12 protein-coding genes are annotated in these 20,286 nt (G+C 44.3%); 10 read left to right on the forward strand and 2 right to left on the reverse strand.

All coding sequences use genetic code 11. The annotated features are described in order from the left end of the window. The first annotated feature begins 228 nt into the window (after positions 1–228). The 8 genes from BQ7394_RS08045 (at position 229) to BQ7394_RS08080 (ending at position 13,981) form a co-directional block, all read left to right on the forward strand. Positions 229–2,115: an amidophosphoribosyltransferase gene (locus BQ7394_RS08045; RefSeq protein WP_075556979.1), complete on the forward strand. Its 1,887-nt coding sequence runs from the start codon at positions 229–231 to the stop codon at positions 2,113–2,115. An 83-nt stretch (positions 2,116–2,198) separates the two neighbouring features. Next, positions 2,199–3,284: a glutamine-hydrolyzing carbamoyl-phosphate synthase small subunit gene (gene carA / locus BQ7394_RS08050; protein WP_075556980.1), complete on the forward strand. Its 1,086-nt coding sequence runs from the start codon at positions 2,199–2,201 to the stop codon at positions 3,282–3,284. Positions 3,285–3,504: 220 nt separating this feature from the next. After that, positions 3,505–6,729 (forward strand): carbamoyl-phosphate synthase (glutamine-hydrolyzing) large subunit, encoded by a 3,225-nt coding sequence (gene carB / locus BQ7394_RS08055; RefSeq protein ID WP_075556981.1) that lies wholly within the window; start codon positions 3,505–3,507, stop codon positions 6,727–6,729. 163 nt (positions 6,730–6,892) lie between these two features. Continuing rightward, on the forward strand, positions 6,893–7,633 hold the full coding sequence (locus BQ7394_RS08060) for a (Fe-S)-binding protein (protein WP_075556982.1): 741 nt from the start codon (positions 6,893–6,895) through the stop codon (positions 7,631–7,633). Continuing rightward, positions 7,630–8,997, forward strand: a complete 1,368-nt coding sequence (locus BQ7394_RS08065; protein ID WP_075556983.1) for a lactate utilization protein B — start codon at positions 7,630–7,632, stop codon at positions 8,995–8,997. Before BQ7394_RS08060 ends, BQ7394_RS08065 begins: the two co-directional genes overlap by 4 nt. 1 nt (position 8,998) lies before the next feature. After that, positions 8,999–9,580: a LutC/YkgG family protein gene (locus BQ7394_RS08070; protein ID WP_075556984.1), complete on the forward strand. Its 582-nt coding sequence runs from the start codon at positions 8,999–9,001 to the stop codon at positions 9,578–9,580. A gap of 349 nt (positions 9,581–9,929) precedes the next feature. Further along, complete coding sequence (locus BQ7394_RS08075) at positions 9,930–12,194, forward strand: bifunctional alpha,alpha-trehalose-phosphate synthase (UDP-forming)/trehalose-phosphatase (protein WP_075556985.1); 2,265 nt, start codon at positions 9,930–9,932, stop codon at positions 12,192–12,194. Continuing rightward, on the forward strand, positions 12,191–13,981 hold the full coding sequence (locus BQ7394_RS08080) for a glycoside hydrolase family 15 protein (protein ID WP_075556986.1): 1,791 nt from the start codon (positions 12,191–12,193) through the stop codon (positions 13,979–13,981). Before BQ7394_RS08075 ends, BQ7394_RS08080 begins: the two co-directional genes overlap by 4 nt. 29 nt (positions 13,982–14,010) lie before the next feature. On the opposite strand, the gene BQ7394_RS08085 is transcribed toward BQ7394_RS08080, so the two are convergent. Beyond that, complete coding sequence (locus BQ7394_RS08085; RefSeq protein WP_075556987.1) at positions 14,011–15,774, reverse strand: glycoside hydrolase family 13 protein; 1,764 nt, start codon at positions 15,772–15,774, stop codon at positions 14,011–14,013. A gap of 287 nt (positions 15,775–16,061) precedes the next feature. Between BQ7394_RS08085 and BQ7394_RS08090 the strand changes: the two genes are divergently transcribed. Further along, positions 16,062–17,678, forward strand: a complete 1,617-nt coding sequence (locus BQ7394_RS08090; RefSeq protein WP_075556988.1) for an ABC-F family ATP-binding cassette domain-containing protein — start codon at positions 16,062–16,064, stop codon at positions 17,676–17,678. Between the two features lie 77 nt (positions 17,679–17,755). On the opposite strand, the gene gldB is transcribed toward BQ7394_RS08090, so the two are convergent. Continuing rightward, entirely contained in the window at positions 17,756–18,751 is a 996-nt protein-coding gene (gldB, locus tag BQ7394_RS08095; protein WP_075556989.1) for a gliding motility lipoprotein GldB, read from the reverse strand. Positions 18,752–18,960: 209 nt separating this feature from the next. Here gldB and BQ7394_RS08100 point away from each other — a divergent pair, with 209 nt between their 5' ends. Further along, positions 18,961–20,283, forward strand: coding sequence for an MATE family efflux transporter (locus tag BQ7394_RS08100; protein WP_075556990.1), 1,323 nt, complete (start codon positions 18,961–18,963; stop codon positions 20,281–20,283). Positions 20,284–20,286: the final 3 nt, after the last annotated feature.

The following is a 20,286-nucleotide window of genomic DNA, read 5'->3' on the forward strand; positions in this document are numbered from 1 at the left end:
ATATACTATTAGTATAGCCATCCCCATCCTTACAATTTGTATCTCGTAGCTTTCTTCTTCTTTTTATTTATAACTTTGTCGAAACAATGCTAATATATATAATTATTTAACTAAATGTTGGGTAAAGTGATTATTTCTATTAAATTGTCATTTGTTTTGTCGGTATATGAGCATTATGTATAATAAAGTAAGTATCTTTGTATTCGAAATAAAACAAGATAGAACCAGATGGAACAACTTAAACATGAGTGTGGAGTCGCCATGGTCCGGTTACTGAAGCCTTTAGAATATTATCATCAAAAGTATGGTACCTGGATGTATGGGTTGAATAAACTCTATTTACTGATGGAGAAGCAGCATAACCGGGGGCAGGAAGGAGCCGGTTTAGCCTGTGTAAAGTTAGAAGCAAGCCCCGGTGAAGAATATATGTTTCGGGAACGAGCATTAGGAACAGGAGCTATAACCGAGATATTCGCAGCCGTTCACGAACATTACAAAGATTTACCGCCTGGTAAATTAAACGATCCGCTTTTTGTTAAAGCCAATCTTCCTTTCGCCGGAGAACTTTATATGGGTCACCTCCGTTACAGTACCACCGGTAAGTCCGGTATTTCCTACGTCCATCCTTTTTTACGCCGCAATAACTGGAGAGCCAAGAACCTCGCTCTTTGCGGTAATTTCAACCTCACTAACGTAAACGATATTTTTGAAGAGATTACGGCTATCGGACAACATCCGCGTAAGTATTCCGATACCTATATCATGCTTGAACAGATGGGACACCGCCTGGATCGTGAGATAGAGCGCCTGTATCAGAAGTATGAAGGCGAGGGACTGAAAGGAATGGAGATCACAAATGCTATTGAAGCACATGTCGATCTCTCGAATGTACTGAAACGATGTGTGCCGACCTGGGACGGAGGATTTGTGATCTGTGGCCTGACTGGTAGCGGCGAATCCTTCAGTGTGCGCGACCCGTGGGGGATACGCCCGGCTTTCTATTATGTAGACGATGAAATCATGGTACTAGCATCCGAGCGTCCGGTTATCCAGACGGCCCTGAATGTTCAGGCTGAAGATATAAAAGAACTGAACTCCGGAGAAGCAGTTTTTATCAGCAAGGAAGGCCGGTTCAGAACCTCTCAGATCGTGCAACCGAAGGAGAATAAAGCCTGTTCGTTCGAACGTATTTATTTCTCCCGTGGTAGTGATGTGGATATCTACCGCGAACGTAAGCGGTTAGGGGAGAACCTGGTGCAACCGATATTGAAAGCAGTCGACCATGATATCAGGCACACTGTCTTCTCCTTTATCCCCAACACGGCTGAGGTGGCCTATTTCGGTATGCAGGAAGGACTGAATAATCACCTGAACAAATTAAAAAAGGAATGGATTGCTGACCGCAGTCACCTTTTGCAGGAAGAAGAGCTCGACCAGATACTTTCCATGCGTGTTCGTGCTGAAAAAGTAGCGATTAAGGATATAAAATTACGTACTTTTATCGCCGAAGGAAATAGCCGTAACGATCTGGCAGCTCATGTATATGATATAACCTATGGAAGCATCGAACCTTTTGTCGATAATCTGGTTGTTATAGATGATAGCATCGTAAGGGGAACAACACTGAAACAGAGTATTATCGGCATTTTAGACCGCTTGCATCCGAAGAAGATAGTGATCGTTTCTTCATCGCCTCAGGTTCGCTATCCGGACTATTACGGAATCGATATGTCGCGTATGAATGAGTTTATCGCATTCCGGGCGGCAGTGGCTTTGCTGAAAGACCGTGGTATGGAGTCTGTTCTGACAGAAGCCTATCAAAGGGCGAAAAAGCAACAGGCGCAGAAGGAAGGTCCGATCGTCAACTATGTAAAGGAGATATATGCTCCGTTTACCGATGAGGAAATCTCTGCCAAGATGGTAGAGTTGCTTATCCCGGCAGGTACACGGGCAAAGGTCGAGATCGTCTATCAGACGCTTGAAGGTCTGCATGCCTCTTGTCCCGATCATCCGGGCGACTGGTATTTCTCCGGCGATTATCCGACTCCCGGAGGGGCGCGTCTGGTAAACAATGCCTTCATTAATTATATGGAAGAAGAATATTTAATCAGGTGACAGTGGACAGATGACAGTGGACAGATTTTTTTAACTGTCAACTGCCACTTGTCAACAGTCAACTCAAACGTAAGTTTTTATTTATGCAAAGAGAAAAAACAGCAACTTTGATCTTAGACGACGGAACTGTTTTTCGTGGCTTTTCTTTCGGCTACGAAAAAGAGGTGACAGGTGAAGTAGTGTTCAACACTGCGATGACGGGTTATCCGGAAAGCTTGACCGACCCTTCTTATGCCGGTCAGTTGATGGTGTTAACATATCCGTTGGTGGGTAATTATGGTGTACCGGCCCGCACGTTCGGTGCGGATGGGATAGCTACTTTCATGGAGAGTGAAAAGATTCATGCAGATGCCATTATTGTAAGCGATTACAGCCATGAATACAGTCATTGGAATGCTGAAGAAAGTCTGGGAAGCTGGTTGAAGGAAGAAGAAATACCGGGGATTTACGGAATCGATACACGTGCCCTGACTAAGAAACTGCGTGAGCATGGGGTGATGATGGGAAAGATCGTGATCGGTGATGCAAAGACCGACCTAACGGACTTCGGACAATACGGAAATGTGAATTACGTCGACAAAGTATCTTGTAAGGAAGTGATCACTTACGGGAAAGGCGAAGGAAAGAAACGGGTCGTCCTGGTGGATTGCGGGGTGAAGCACAACATCATCCGCAGCCTGCTGAAACGGAATGTAACTGTGATCCGGGTTCCCTGGGACTATGATTTCAATACACTGGAATATGACGGCCTGTTTATCAGCAATGGCCCCGGCGACCCGGATACTTGCGATGCTGCCGTTCAAAATATCCGTAAAGCTTTGAGTGGCGATAAGCCGATCTGTGGTATCTGCATGGGTAACCAGTTGTTGGCCAAGGCCGGCGGGGCCTCTATCTATAAATTGAAATACGGACACCGTAGCCATAACCAGCCGGTGCGTATGGTAGGAACGGAAAAGTGTTTTATCACCTCACAGAATCATGGGTACGCGGTGGACAACACAACGCTGGGTACTGATTGGGAACCGCTCTTTATCAATATGAATGACGGTACGAACGAAGGTATCAAACACAAAACGAAGCCTTTTTTCTCTTCTCAGTTCCATCCCGAAGCATGTAGCGGGCCGACGGATACGGAGTTTATGTTCGATAAATTTGTCGAGTTACTATAAAGAGGAATGCAGGTGATGCATCTTTGCGCGATCAGGCAACACTCCTTTGAGTGGTAAGGCAAAGAGCCTTTGCGTGAACAAGCAAAGCATCTTCACTAACGGCAGAGACACCTCCTAAGTGGGGGCAGTGACAATCCCTCTCCGGAGGCAGCGAGCCAGGCTCACCAACGTTGGTGAGTCAGTGCGCCTAAAAAGTGTTAACAAGAAAAATAAGGTCAATATGAAAGAAGATATAAAGAAAGTCCTGATACTAGGTTCCGGTGCCCTCAAGATCGGTGAGGCGGGCGAGTTCGATTATTCAGGCAGCCAGGCATTGAAAGCCATCAAGGAAGAAGGTATTCAAACGGTGCTTATCAATCCGAACATTGCAACGGTACAAACTTCGGAGGGAGTTGCGGACACGGTTTATTTCCTGCCCGTTACTCCTTTTTTTGTGGAAAAAGTGATCGAAAAGGAACGTCCCGAGGGTATCCTGCTGGCGTTCGGCGGACAAACGGCGCTGAACTGCGGGGTGGCTCTTTATCAGAGCGGCGTGCTTGAAAAATATAACGTACGTGTATTGGGTACTCCGGTACAGGCCATCATGGATACGGAAGACCGTGAACTTTTCGTCCGCAAGCTCGACGAGATCGATGTAAAGACGATTAAGAGCGAAGCGGTGGAGAATGTAGCCGATGCCCGTCGTGCCGCAGCCGAACTGGGATATCCGGTGATTGTGCGTGCTGCTTATGCGCTGGGTGGTCTGGGTTCGGGCTTCTGCGATAATGAAGAGGAACTGGATGTACTGGTTGAAAAAGCTTTTTCTTTCTCTCCGCAGGTATTGGTAGAGAAGAGCCTGAAAGGTTGGAAAGAGGTGGAATACGAAGTGGTGCGTGACCGTTTCGATAACTGCATCACGGTTTGTAATATGGAAAATTTCGACCCGCTAGGTATCCATACCGGTGAGTCTATCGTAATCGCCCCTTCACAGACCCTGACTAATACGGATTATCATAAACTGCGTGAACTGGCTATCCGCATCATCCGCCATATCGGTATCGTGGGTGAGTGTAACGTTCAGTACGCCTACGATCCGGAGTCAGAAGATTACCGTGTGATCGAGGTGAACGCGCGTCTGAGCCGTTCTTCTGCACTGGCCTCGAAGGCTACCGGCTATCCGCTGGCTTTTGTTGCTGCCAAGTTAGGTCTGGGTTACGGCCTGTTCGACCTGAAGAATTCGGTGACAAAGACAACAAGCGCCTTCTTCGAACCGGCACTCGACTATGTGGTTTGTAAGATCCCTCGCTGGGACTTGGGTAAGTTCCACGGCGTTGCCCGCGAATTGGGTTCCAGCATGAAGTCGGTAGGAGAGGTGATGGCTATCGGCCGTACGTTTGAAGAAGCTATCCAGAAAGGTCTGCGTATGATCGGGCAGGGAATGCACGGTTTCGTGGAAAACAAGGAACTGGTGATCCCTGATATCGACAAAGCGTTGAATGAACCGACAGACCGTCGTATTTTCGTAATCAGCAAGGCTTTCCGTGCCGGCTATACGATCGACCAGATCCATGAGCTGACAAAGATCGACAAATGGTTCCTCCAGAAACTATATAATATTATCCAGACAGCGGGAACTTTGGAAAGTTTTAGCAGGATAATCGATATTCCTGACAACCTGTTCCGTCTGGCGAAGAAGCAAGGTTTCTCTGATTTCCAGATTGCCCGTGCCATCTTCAAAGAACAGATGGAAGACGGTGAAAAGGCAATTCTTCAGGTGCGCCAGGATCGTAAATACCGTGGCATCCTTCCGGTAGTAAAGCAAATCGATACGCTGGCAGCTGAATACCCGGCACAGACCAACTATCTGTACTTGACTTACGGTGGTACGGAAAATGATGTACAATACATTGGCGACAGACGTTCTATCGTGGTACTGGGGTCGGGTGCTTACCGTATCGGTAGTTCGGTAGAGTTCGACTGGTGCGGTGTGCAGGCACTCAACACGATCCGCAAGGAAGGTTGGCGCTCCGTCATGATAAATTACAACCCGGAGACGGTTTCGACCGACTACGATATGTGTGATCGCCTCTATTTCGATGAGCTGACGTTCGAACGTGTAATGGATATCCTCGAACTGGAGAATCCGCACGGTGTGATCGTCTCTACCGGAGGCCAGATTCCGAACAACCTGGCGATGCGTCTGGACGAACAGCACGTCAACATCCTCGGAACATCAGCGAAGAGTATCGACAATGCGGAAGACCGCGAGAAGTTCTCCGCCATGCTCGACCGCATTGGTGTGGATCAGCCACGCTGGAAAGAGTTGAGTAGCATGGACGATATTAATCAATTTGTAGAGGAAGTCGGTTTCCCTGTCTTGGTTCGTCCGAGTTACGTACTGAGTGGTGCGGCTATGAATGTCTGCTCCAACCAGGAAGAGCTGGAACGTTTCCTGCAACTGGCGGCTAACGTCAGTAAGAAGCATCCGGTGGTAGTAAGCCAGTTCATTGAACATGCCAAGGAGGTGGAAATGGATGCTGTAGCCGATCATGGAGAGATCGTGATGTATGCGATCAGCGAACATATCGAGTTTGCAGGAGTCCATTCCGGTGATGCAACGATCCAGTTCCCGGCGCAGAAGTTGTATGTGGAAACGGTTCGTCGTATCAAACGTATCAGCAAGCAGATTGCGAAAGAATTGAATATCTCCGGTCCGTTCAATATCCAGTATCTGGCGAAAGACAACGATATCAAGGTGATCGAATGTAACCTCCGTGCTTCACGCAGTTTCCCGTTCGTAAGTAAGATTTTGAAGATAAACTTTATCGAGTTGGCTACCCGTATCATGTTGGGCTTGCCTGTCGAAAAACCGCATAAGAATGCATTCGACCTGGATTATGTAGGTATCAAGGCCTCCCAGTTCTCGTTCAACCGCTTGCAGAAAGCCGATCCGGTTCTGGGTGTGGATATGGCATCTACCGGTGAGGTCGGTTGTATCGGTGATGATCTTTCGGAAGCAGTTCTTACCAGTATGTTAGCTGTCGGACAGCGTATCCCGGCAAAGAATATCCTATTATCTACCGGAACACCGAAACAGAAAGTCGCGATGCTGGATGCAGCCCGGAAGCTCGCCAATAAAGGTTATAGCTTATTCGCAACCGGTGGTACACACCGTTTCCTGGAAGAAAATAATATCCCGAGCACGCAGGTTTACTGGCCGAGTGAAGAGGGTAAACAGCCGCAGGCACTCACCATGTTGCATGAAAAGAAGATCGACATGGTAGTCAACATCCCACGTGACCTTTCAGCCGGCGAGCTGGATAACGGCTACAAAATCCGCCGTGCCGCTACCGACCTGAATGTTCCACTGATCACGAATGCCCGTCTGGCAAGTGCTTTTATCGAAGCATTCTGTACTTTAAGTATCGACGATATTCAGATCAAGAGTTGGCAGGAGTATAAATAATAGATGATTATCATATAGAGCGGGGCTTTGATGGCCCCGTTTTTTGTATCCCGTAATCTTATCGTAAAAAGGATTGTAATCGGGTTTTGCAGATAAATAACGATTTTGAAGAACATAACCGGAACAAGGGTGGTTATATTTATGTTATAATTTATCAACCAATATGAAGATAGGATTATTTATCCCGTGTTATATCAACGCGGTGTATCCGGAGGTAGGCGTAGCCTCCTACAAACTCTTAAAACACATGGGCCTGGATGTCGATTACCCTTTAGACCAGACTTGTTGTGGTCAGCCGATGGCAAATGCCGGTTTCGAGAATGAGTCGTTGAAGTTGGCTCTTCGTATGGAAGAACTATTCCGGCAATACGATTATGTAGTGGGTCCCTCGGCCAGTTGTGTCGCTTTCGTGAAAGAAAATCATCCGGGTATATTGAAAAACGAAGGGCATGCTTGCCTGAACAGTGGTAAGATATACGATATCTGTGAGTTCCTTCACGACGTCGTAAAGCCGGATAAATTACCGGCTGTTTTCCCTCATAAAGTAAGTATCCATAACAGTTGCCACGGCGTACGCGAATTACATTTGTCGTCACCCAGTGAGTTGAATGTCCCTTATTTCTCTAAGTTGCGTGATTTGCTGGCACTGGTGAATGGTATCGAAGTTGTAGAGCCGAAACGCATAGACGAATGTTGTGGTTTTGGTGGAATGTTTGCCGTGGAAGAACCCGAAGTATCTGTCTGCATGGGGCACGATAAGGTAAAAGATCATCTGGAGACCGGTGCCGAATATATCACCGGTGCCGACAGTTCCTGCCTGATGCATATGGAAGGTGTTATCAAACGTGAACATCTGCCCATCCAAACGATCCATATTACTCAAATATTAGCCGCTGGATTATGAGCACAAAACATTCAATAGCCGCTGCCCGTTTCATTGAAAACAGGAAACAGGAAGCCTGGCACGACGAAACACTTTGGATGGTTCGTGCCAAGAGAGATAAGATGAGCCGTTCGCTTCCTGAGTGGGAACGTCTGCGTGAACTGGCTTGTGATATTAAGCTGTATTCAAACAGCCACCTCGATACATTGCTGGAACAGTTTGAAGAAAACGCCAGGGCAAACGGAGCGATCGTACATTGGGCGAAAGATGCAGCCGAACATAATGAAATCGTCCACAATATCCTTCAGCAGCATGGTGCTCGTAATCTGATAAAGAGTAAATCGATGCTGACCGAAGAATGCCGTATGAATGAGTATCTTCAGGAAAAAGGATTTGATATTATAGAAAGTGACCTGGGTGAACGTATTCTTCAGTTAATGCACTTGACTCCCAGCCATATCGTACTTCCGGCCATTCATATCAAACGTGAACAGGTTGGAGAAATGATGGAGCGTGAGATGGGAACGGAGAAAGGAAACTTTGATCCGACCTACTTGACACATGAAGTCCGTAAGAATATGCGCGAAAAATTTTTGCATGCAGATGTAGCCATGACAGGGGTGAACTTTGCGGTAGCATCCACGGGTGAGATAGTTGTTTGTACAAATGAAGGAAATGCTGATATGGGAACCTCTTTTCCAAAAGTGCATATTGCTGTGATGGGAATGGAAAAGATTGTTCCCAATCTGGAGGCTCTGGGAGTCTTTACCCGCTTACTGGCTCGTTCCGGTACCGGGCAACCTATCACTTCATATACTTCCCATTACCGCAAACCGGCTGATGGAGGTGAGTTCCATATTATTATAGTGGATAACGGACGAAGCGATATTCTGGCCAGGCCGGATCATATCCGTACGCTCAACTGTATCCGTTGCGGGGAATGTATGAATACCTGTCCTGTTTATCGACGTAGCGGAGGTTATTCCTATACCTATTTTATTCCCGGTCCGATCGGAATTAATTTAGGTATGCTGAAGAATCCTGTGGAATATTCGGATAATGTATCGGCCTGTTCTTTATGTTTATCTTGTTCGAATGTCTGTCCTGTCAAGATCGATCTGGGCGAGCAGATTTATCGTTGGCGTCAGGGGTTGGATAAGTTTGGTAAAGCTAGTCAGGAGAAGAAGGTGATGTCCGGTGGAATGAAGTTCCTGATGGAACGTCCGGGGCTGTTCAATACGGCATTGAAGTTTGCTCCGTTGGTTAATAAGCTACCTCGTTTTATGGTATACAATGGTTTGAATGCCTGGGGGAAAGGACGTGAGCTACCGACTTTTGCCAAAGAGTCTTTTAATGATATGTGGAAGAAAAACAAAGTAAAATAAGATGAGTACAAAAGATGATATATTATTCCGTATCCGCAATCATACCGGAACACGTTACGAACAACCGGAAATCACATTGGATGCGATCACTTACGAAGATAAGCTCAAACAGTTCTCCGATTCGCTGGAAGCAGCCGGCGGTCAGACTGTCGTATGGCAGCCGGGGAGTGATATTAATGAATTGATCTATCGGTATTTTCCGGAGGTAAAACGTATCGGTTCTAACTTGCCGGAGATAACTTGTGCCACCTTCGACCCGGATTCCGTTTCTGATCCCCGGGAGTTGAATAATACCGATCTTGCCGTTGTCGAAGGCTGTTTCGGAGTAGCAGAGAATGGTGCCGTGTGGATAACACAGCAGGTGAAGTTCAAGGCACTTTATTTTATCACGACAGCCCTGGTAATTATTGTTGATAAAGATGCTTTAGTTAATAATATGCATGAAGCCTACCGGCAGATAGAAGGTTCCGATTATAAATACGGTTTCTTTGTCTCCGGTCCATCCAAAACAGCCGACATTGAACAGGCTTTAGTACTGGGAGCTCATGGGCCAATGAAGGTGTTAGTGGTTTTGAAAGAGTAGTAGGTTTACCACTTATCAGAAATGAAATATTTCTGAAGTTGACAAGTGACAGTTGACAGTTATTTCGGCTTTCAACCGATTTATTTACCGAGCACGAAGCTCAACTGTCATCTGTCAACTCTGCAGTTGCAATTGTCGTTTTGTAGTCTGGCTACTGATTGATGTCTTATTTTATCTACTGGTTCATAGATTGTATTGTTCTTAAGAACCCTTCCAAAATGAAAAAGACACTTCCATTTTAAAAGGGAGTCGGATTTTTCCATTTATATATGTGTATTGTAACTTGTTGATTATCAGTTAAAAGGTGTTTTGTGGTCTGTTTTGGCACAGTCTTTGCCTCGTAATCAATATGAAACTCTATATAATATCAAACAGATTACCAGTTAAAGTCGCTAAGCAGAATGGAGCCTTTGTGTTCTCCCGGAGTGAGGGGGGGCTGACTACCGGTTTGGATTCTCTACGGACTTCTTATGAAAAGTATTGGATAGGATGGCCGGGTATATGTGTAGACAAAGAAGAAGAGAAGATAGAGATCGGTTCCAAGCTAGAAGTAATGAACTTTCATCCAGTTTTTTTATCCGGATCGCATATCGAAAAATATTACGAAGGATATAGCAACAGTACGATCTGGCCTTTATGCCACTATTTCTTTGTATATACTCTTTATAAGAATAGCTTCTGGCAATCTTATCAGGAGGTTAATCAACTCTTTTGTGACGAAATATGCCGTAGGGTAAAACCTGGTGATCAGGTATGGATACAGGATTATCAGTTGATGCTGCTTCCTGCTATGTTACGGAAAGCATGTCCGGAACTAAGTATCGGCTATTTCCATCATATTCCTTTTCCGTCTTATGAATTGTTCCGTATTTTGCCGGAACGGGCGGAAATCCTGAAAGGGCTGCTAGGGGCGGATTTTATAGCCTTCCATACACATGATTATATGCGGCATTTTATCAGTGCTGTGGAACGAGTACTCCATATCGATTTCAAGATGGATGAGATACAGTTGGGAGATCGTATTGTCCGGGTGGACGCTTTACCGATGGGGATTAATTATGAACTCTATCACGAAGCACCCAGGAAACCCGAAGTCCGCTCGGCTATTGACCGGACCCGTAAATTGTTTGGAAGTAACAAACTGATACTGTCGGTCGATCGCCTCGATTACAGCAAAGGTATCTTGCATCGTCTATGGGGATTCGCCTCTTTCCTGGAAAAGCATCCCGAATATCATGGAAAGGTAACGTTGGCTATGGTGATTGTCCCTTCCCGTGACCACGTAGGAAGTTATGCAGAACTGAAAACCAGGATCGACGAGGAGATCGGATCAATTAACGGCCGTTACTCAACAATGGACTGGACACCGGTTTGCTATTTTTACCACGGCTTTTCATTAGAGGAACTAACAGCTATGTATTACGTTGCCGATGTTGCTCTGGTAACCCCATTGCGTGACGGAATGAATTTGGTAGCCAAGGAATATGTGGCGGCCAAATCGGATACGACCGGTGTTTTGATATTAAGCGAAATGGCAGGAGCCGCCGTCGAAATGACAGATGCTTTACTGATCAATCCGAATGATACCGAACAGATAGAACAGACTATCTGTCGGGCCCTGGAAATGACAGTGGAAGAGCAGAAAGAACGTTTACAACGTATGCAGGCTGTTATTTCCGTACAGACGGTTGACAAATGGGCTTCTGATTTTGTGAATAGTTTGAACGAAACATTCTGCAGAAATGAAATGCTTCGAAGCAAACGGATCTCCAAAGAAACGACGGCAATAATCCGACAAGCCTACCGGAATGCCGGCCAACGTTTGATTCTTTTGGATTATGATGGAACACTGGCTGCTCTTGAAGCGCGTCCGGAAGATGCCGTACCCACCCGCGAATTGCTTGATTTTCTGAAACAATTGTCGGATGATCCGGCTAATCATATTGTCATTAACAGTGGACGTGATCATTTGACATTGGAAAAATGGCTGGGTGGTTTACCGATTTCTTTTGCAGCTGAACACGGCGCTTTTTATAAAGAGGATGGGGTTTGGCATAAGAATCAGAAGAAAGAAGAATGGGATACCAGGTTATTGTTTATCCTGCATAAGTTTGTGGAAAAAACACCTCATTCACGCCTGGAAATGAAAGAAACGGCATTAGCCTGGCATTACCGGGAGTGTGATGTCTGGCTGGGTTCTCTCAGGGTTCAACAGATGATCAATACATTGTATCCAATTTGTATGCGTCTGAACTTGCAGATTATACAAGGAGATAAGGTGGTTGAGATCAAATCCCCCGAATATAATAAAGGTTCAGAAGTGAACCGGCTACTACTGAAAAAACGTTATGATTTTATTCTGGCGATCGGAGACGATACGACGGATGAGGACATGTTTTGTGTCTTATCCAAAAAGACGATAACAATTAAGGTCGGAAATGTATCGGAAGTCGCAAACTTCAATTTACCGTTGCAGTCGGATGTCTTGCCGTTTCTTCGCAATATTACCGTTCCTTATGTAACGGATAAAAAAGAGAATGCTAAAGAACGGTTGAAAGCAGCGTTAGGATTTATCAAAGGATTACTTGGAAATAAAATAAAACAAACGATATGAATAATCTGAATTATGGAGTCATTGGTAATTGTCGTACGGCGGCACTCATCTCGGAAACAGGTAACATCGAATGGCTGTGTTTTCCTGATTTTGACTCGCCGTCCATCTTCGCCTGTTTACTCGACAGGGAGAAAGGAGGAAGTTTTGGTTTCGAAGTGGATGAAAGTTATCAGATTACACAAACATACGTTCCTCATACCAATATCCTCTCTACCCGTTTCTTTTCGGAGACGGAAGAGTTTGTGGTATTAGACTTCATGCCTTGTTATCGTTCCAGGGAGAATGAGCATTATCTTCCGGCTGAACTTTATCGCTATATCCATCTTGTGAAAGGAACTCCCCATTTTAAGGTTAATTACGATCCGGCTCCCGATTATGCCCGGGGAGAGGTCATCTATAATATGACTTCGCAATACCTTGAAACGTATTGTTGCTCCGGAGATAAAGACAGACAATATTTGTATTCTTCTATACCCTTATTGCATATTACCGGAAAGAAGGAGATCGTTCTTGAAAAGGACGAATTCTTCCTTCTTTCTTATAATGAGAAGGTGATCCCCATCGATATCGAACGGGAAAAGCTGGAATATTGCCGGACACTTGTCTACTGGTTGAACTGGACAAACCGGACAAAGAAATATACCTTATATAACGAAGTCATCGAACGCAGCCTGTTGGTGCTGAAGTTGATGTCATATTATAACGGAGCTGTCCTGGCGGCTCTTACCACTAGTCTTCCGGAAACCCTTGGAGACGTACGTAACTGGGATTACCGCTTCTGCTGGCTGAGGGATGCCTCCATGTCAATAGAAACCTTGTTCCAAATCGGCCACGCAGGAGCGGCCAAACGTTTTATGCGTTTTATCCAGTCTACTTTTGTTGCCCGTCATGAATCTTATCAGATCATGTATGGAATAAGAGGGGAAACAATATTAACGGAAACGATTTTATCCCATTTATCCGGTTATAAACATTCAACGCCGGTGCGGATCGGAAATGATGCCTATCATCAACGACAGAATGACTCTTTTGGGTATCTGATGGACCTGATCTACCAATATTATCGTTTAATGCCCGGTATATTGGACGAAATAGAAGATATGTGGGAAATGGTGAAAAGTATCCTTTCCATGGTTATAGTCGATTGGAGGAAACCGGATAAGGGTATCTGGGAGATAAGAGGGGAGAGCCGTCATTTCGTTTCCTCGAAAGTAATGTGCTGGGTAGCTCTGGATCGTGGGGTACGGATAGCCTCCATGTTGGATAAACCTGTCTATATTGAACGGTGGCAACAAGAGGCGGACGAGATACGGAAGGATGTGTTTGAAAATGGTTGGAAAGAGGAAATACAGAGTTTCTCTCAAACCTATGATAACCTTTCACTCGATTCTTCTCTGTTACTGATGGAGCCTTACGGCTTTATCCGTGCTGATGATATTCGCTATATAAAGACTGTAGATGCAGTAAAAAAGGGCCTTTTCCATAAGGGATTGATGTATCGCTATAACAGTGAGGATGATTTTGGTATGCCTTCCTCTGCTTTCACGATCTGTACATTCTGGCTGATACAAGCCTTATTTGCTACCGGACGGAAAGAGGAGGCTAGGCAATTGTTTGATGAAATATTGAAATATTCAAATCATTTGGGATTGTTTAGTGAAGATATTGATTTTGATACGAAAGAACAATTAGGAAATTTTCCGCAGGCTTATTCCCACCTGGCAATAGTGAAAACAGCCATATTGTTTGCAGAAGAAGATAAACGGTTATCGTTTGTCCGTCCCTGATTTTTTCGTATACCGGATACTATTCCATATTATTCGAGAAGATCTAGTGAGTCGATATAAGATTCTGTTTTCGGACGAAGTTTCAGTACGATCGCTTCAAAAGGTCGTAATGTGATCTCATCTTTCACATCTATATCGATAGGCTTTTTATAATTGCAGAGAACAACCTCGACCTCTTCCAGCAGAAATCCCGGTAAGGCAATCGCAACCAAAGGAGTAAAGTTGAGGGCTACCAAAAAACGGTCGCCTTCACTTTCCCGCAGGTAGAGGAATGCTCTGGGATTATTTATATCCAGCAAGGTAAATGTACCATATACCAGGTTTGGATTTTCTTTACGGAAAGCGATGACCTTTTTGAAATAATTCAAGATGGAATCTTTTTCTTTCTCTTCGGAAGTAACGTTGAAAGTCTGGTAATCCGGATTTACTTTTATCCAGGGTTTTCCAGTGGTGAATCCGGCATTCGCAGATTTATCCCACTGGAATGGGGTGCGGGCGTTATCACGGCCGATTTGTTTCTGTTCTTCCAGAAAGGCTTGTGTATCTCCACCTTCCTTTTCAGTTCTCTTATATCTGTTTTTTGTATCGATGTCGTTGTAATCGTCTATGTTTTCGAAACATATATTACACATCCCTATCTCATCACCCGCAAACCAGTAAGGTGTGCCGCGCATGGTCAGCAGGAAAGTGGCCAGCATTTTGGCGGATACGGAACGAAACCGGGGATCGTCGCTACCGAAACGTGAAATCATACGCGGTTGGTCATGGTTACCCAGATAGATGGAGGGCCAGCCTCTATCCACCGCTTTATCCCATTCAGCGAACATCTTTTTCAGACTGATCAGGCTGTAATCGATACCTGTGTCCGGGAAATCAGGAAGTGATGTGTTCCGGATACGGGCTGCGTCAAAATGATAAAGCATATTTAGCTCCTCACGATCCGGATCGACGAATTTGGCAACATCTTCAACCGGTACGGCAGAACCTTCTCCTACACTCATACAATCATAATGGCTTAAAACAGCACGGTTCATTTCATGCAAATAATCATGCAGATGTTGACCTTTTGCATAAAACTCGAATAAGCCGGGGAATTGTTTTATGTTTATTTCGGGGAATGAAACATCTTTCGCAATCAATGAAATAGAATCCATACGGAAGCCGTCGATACCTTTGTCGAACCAAAATTTCATCATATCGAAAATCTCACGTCTTACATCAGGGTTCTCCCAGTTGAGATCTGGTTGCTTTCGGGAGAAATAATGAAGATAATAAGAGTCTGTCTGCTTATTATAAGCCCAGGCAGTACCGTCTTCATCGAAATAACTGGGACGTAAAGGAGGTTCTCCTTGTTCGGCCGGCCACCAATGATAATAAGTATAATAGGGATTGGTGCGCGATTTACGTGCTTCCTCAAACCAGGGATGTTCGTCACTGCTGTGGTTAACTACCAGGTCGAGTACGAGACGAAGGCCCCGTTTATGGATTTCGTGGAGCAGCCTGTCGAAGTCTTCCATATTACCGAATTCTTTCATGATTTCGTAATAATCGCTGATATCATATCCGTTATCATCGTTGGGAGAGAGGAAGATAGGATTTAGCCAGATTACGTCTACACCCAGGCTTTGTATATAGTCCAGTTTAGTAAGGATACCGGTCAGGTCGCCGATACCGTCGCCATTACTGTCTTTAAAACTACGGGGATAGATTTGATATATAACAGCCTCTTTCCACCAGGCTCTTTCTGTTGTTTCGATCTGCTCGAGCGTGTTTTTGCTTGTATGTTTTGACATTTCTCGTTTCATTTTTCCTTATAACAACGGGAAAGGGGACATGGTTTAATACAGATTTTGCATACTATTTGGATATATGGAAAAAGTATTCTTATCTTTGTCGCATAATTTTATAAATACTCCGATGAAAATATCTTAAGTAAAGCCGGTTTTGCATAGTAGTAGTATATACTTTCAGTCCTTGAACTGAAAGTCTTATTTGTTACCCTCCCGGCTATCCAGGTGCCATTCTCCGGCACATTTTTTTAATCCATTTCAGTTTCTAACATTTTTAAAGTAATTAGACTATGTGCATATCAGTACAGCAGCTTAGCTATATCCATGCGGATAAAGAACCACTGTTTCAGAATATTAATTTGACAGTAAATAAAGGAGAACAATTATCATTAGTCGGGAATAACGGTTCCGGTAAATCCACCTTGCTACGTATTATTGAAGGCGGATTGAAACCTGTTTCCGGTGAGGTCGTTTGTTCTTCCAAACCCTATTATGTGCCCCAACATTTCGGGCAATACGATCAACTTACGGTTATGCAGGCCTTACAGGTGGAACCAAAGATCAAAGCGTTGCATGCCATTATTGCTGGCGATGCCTCCGAGGAGAATTTTACGATGCTTGATGACGATTGGAATATTGAGGAGCGCAGTCTGGCGGCCCTTTCCTTCTGGGGATTGGAATATGTACAGCCGGATCAGCCGATGTGTCTGCTCAGTGGCGGGGAGAAGACAAAAGTATTCCTGTCCGGCTTGCTGATCCATTCGCCGGAAATTATCCTGATGGATGAACCGACCAATCATCTGGATACCGGAAGCAGAAATAAGTTATATAGCTTTATTGAGTCGAGCCGTGCTACGATGCTTATCGTGAGCCACGACCGGACTTTGTTGAATCTGTTACCTTATACCTGTGAACTGGACAGAAGTAAAATAACTCTGTATGGTGGTAATTATGAATTTTATAAAGAACAAAAGGAACAGGCATTAATAGCCCTACAAAATCAGTTGAATGAAAAGGAAAAAGAGTTGCGCCTGGCAAAGAAAACAGCCAGGGAAGCATTGGAGAGGAAGAATAAATCGAGTGTAAGAGGAGAGAAAGCAGCTGTAAGGAAAGGTATCCCCCGGATAATGATGGGAGCTATGAAACAGCATGCTGAACAAAGCACCGTTAAACTAAAGGATGTACATGATGAGAAAATGAGTTCGATCAGTTCTACCATTACGGATATCCAGACCGCTTTACCAGATATGCGACAGATGCAAACCGATTTTAACTCCCCTAATCTTCATACCGGCAAAATACTGGTAACCATTAAAGGGATGAACTTTGGATATGGCCCGGATCGTTTATGGCCTGAACCGCTGGATTTACAGATTAAAAGTGGCGACCGTATCCAGTTCAGCGGTAACAATGGCACAGGGAAAACGACATTGCTGAAATTGATTTTGGGTGAATTGGAGCCGACCGACGGTTCTATCGACCGTGCCGATTTCAAATATGTATATATCGACCAGGAATATTCGATCGTGAAGCCCCACCTGACAGTCTTTGAACAGTTGGAGCAATTCAACCTGTTCGCCAAACCGGAACATGAGTTAAAAATGATCCTGAGTCGTTTTCTTTTTCCGGTCGGCACATGGGATAAAACCTGTTCCAAGTTAAGCGGTGGAGAGAAGATGAGGTTGGCTATCTGTTGCTTGATGGTCAGCAATAGCACGCCGGATATTTTTATTTTAGATGAACCGACGAACAATTTGGATATACAGAGTGTTAATATAATAACCGCAGCAATAAGAGACTATCAAGGTACGGTGCTGTTGGTTTCACACGATCTTTATTTTGTGAAAGAAATTAAAATAAACAGGTTCGTTGAACTTTTTTCTTCAAGGCCTGTTATTAAGATATAGTGTTTTTCATGGTATTAGAATTAAGTTAGATTAGGTTATCCGTCTTGTTCGTGAGAATAGGGCGGTTTTTTTATGCCCTATGGTTTGTATTTGGATAAAGTCAGTATCTCCTGTGCATTTTCGTTTTTCATCAATGCTTCAAGAGTTGCATTTGTTTCCTTCATATATTGGGTTACGATTTGCAGTCCGATCCAACTTCCGATATTCCCCGGTGCATCGCTTGTCAGGAACTGTGCAGGCATATCTTCGAAGTATTTCATGGTCGTCATTTGGTCGGGAGTATATAAATGTTTACGCTCCACGATAGCTTTCCATAATTTCGCTTCGTTGTTTTTACACCATTCCCATGCTTCGTTCGTATAACCGAACAGACTGGCCGGTGTCATTTCCGGTAGAGCGGATAGAACCAGATATTTGATCTTACCTTCATAGATCATGCGGTCGAGTAGTACATTTTCTTTTCCTGTAAACGGATATTCGGACATCAGCCAACCTGCTACATAATCGGGAACTACGTGTGACGGCTGCATTTTACGGCGTTGGTAGTCATAAAAGAAATCCTGATACAGAGGGTAGTCTTCTCCCATATATTTGTCGATAGAGAGCGATAATAAACTATCTCCTACCAATACATTCTGGTTGAAGCCGGAGACGTGCATATATAAAGCCGGGATCTGCATGGTCGGGAAGTTTTCATGTATCCAGGCAAAAGCATTCCCGAGCGACTGTTCCAGTTCTGTTACGGAGTCATATTTCTGAATGGCATCGCTATAAAGGCTTTTCAATGTCGGCTCCGAATAAAAGTTCTCAAGCTTCGTAAAGAAGCCCGGCATATCCGGCGATTGCATGTTCAGAATACCTTTACCCAGAATTTCAGTCATTTGGGGATATCTGGCCAGTAACTGTTGGTTGAGTGTACTGTCGTCTGAATTGATCAGTTGAAACACTTCTTTATCGAAACGGTTGATAGGCATCGGGGGGGCAGTAGTAATACTGTTTGCATGACTGTTTTGTCCGCTGCAACTGCAAAAACTGACGGTCATAAGGAATGTCAGGAATATTTTGAGGATCATCGTTTATATCTTTATGTTATCTATTTACTTTCTTCCCTGTCATTTTAATACGTTAAAAAATATTACCCGGTATAGTAATTCCAAATACCCGGTATAGTAATCCGATTTACATGGCATGGCAGTGACAAATTGATAAACGGATATTTATCGGTTATATTGTATGGAATGCATCTTATTATTACCTTTGCAACCCTTTTTGAATATCCAATATGCAATTTACGAATAAACAAATTTGGCAGATAACCTATCCTGTACTGATCAGCTTGCTGATGGAGCACATGATCGGTTTAACAGATACGGCTTACCTGGGACGGGTAGGAGAGGTGGAGCTTGGTGCATCGGCATTGGCCGGAGTTTATTATCTGGTGATCTATATGCTGGGGTTTGGCTTCAGTGTCGGAGCGCAGGTATTGATGGCCCGGAGGAATGGCTCGCACGATTATACCCGGATCGGTCCGGTATTTATGCAAGGTACGCTTTTCCTGTTATTATTGGCCGGAATCTTGTTTACCATTTCTCATTTCTATTCTCCTGTTATATTACGGAAACTGATCGGTTCGGATGATGTGTATCAAGCTACTATGAGTTATATCGACTGGCGTGTTTATGGCTTTTTCTTCTCGTTTATAGCGGTGATGTTCAGGGCTTTTTATGTCGGTATCACCAAAACGAAGATATTGACAGCCAACTCGGTTGTGATGGTGTTGACTAATGTAATGTTGAATTATATCCTGATATTCGGTAAATTCGGATTTCCGGCGTTGGGGATTGCCGGAGCAGCTATCGCCTCTTCTATCTCGGAAGCCGTGTCGGTATTGTTTTTTATTCTTTACACCTGGAAAAAAATCGATTATAAGAAATATGCTATGTTCAGCTTCTCCGGGATCGATTTCCGGATGCTCAGGCAGATATTAAGTGTTTCCATCTGGATCATGGTGCAACATGGTATTGCATTTTTAGGTTGGTTTATCTTCTTTGTTGTGATGGAGCATCAGGGAGAACGACCGTTGGCTATCACCAATGTAGTACGTAGTATCTCCTCTTTCCTGTTTATGTTCGTCAATGCTTTTGCTTCCACCTCGAGTTCGTTGGTAAGTAACCTGATCGGTTCAGGGAAATCGGATCAGGTGATGGGATTGTGCAGGCGTATGATCCGTCTTTGCTATTTCTTCGTGTTGCCGATAGGTGCGTTGATTGCTTTATTTCCGGACCTGGTTTTGAGGATATATACAGATAACCCGGACTTGATACAGAGCTCTATCCCTTCGTTATGGGTAATGCTTTCCTCTTATATCCTGGCAGTTCCTGCTTTTATTTATTTCTTCAGTGTGTCGGGAACTGGAAATACACAGTCTGCGTTACTGATTGATATGGCCAGTATATTTGTATATGTAGCTTATACCTATTGGGTTGGTGCCTGGTTAATGGCGGATGTAGCTGTTTGCTGGACAACGGAGTATGCTTATAACGGGATGTTATTGATCTCATTCTTCTATCTTTGGAAAGGGAATTGGCGGAATAAAAGAATCTGAAAA

The organism is Parabacteroides timonensis (assembly GCF_900128505.1).
GTDB classification, from domain to species: Bacteria; Bacteroidota; Bacteroidia; order Bacteroidales; family Tannerellaceae; genus Parabacteroides; species Parabacteroides timonensis.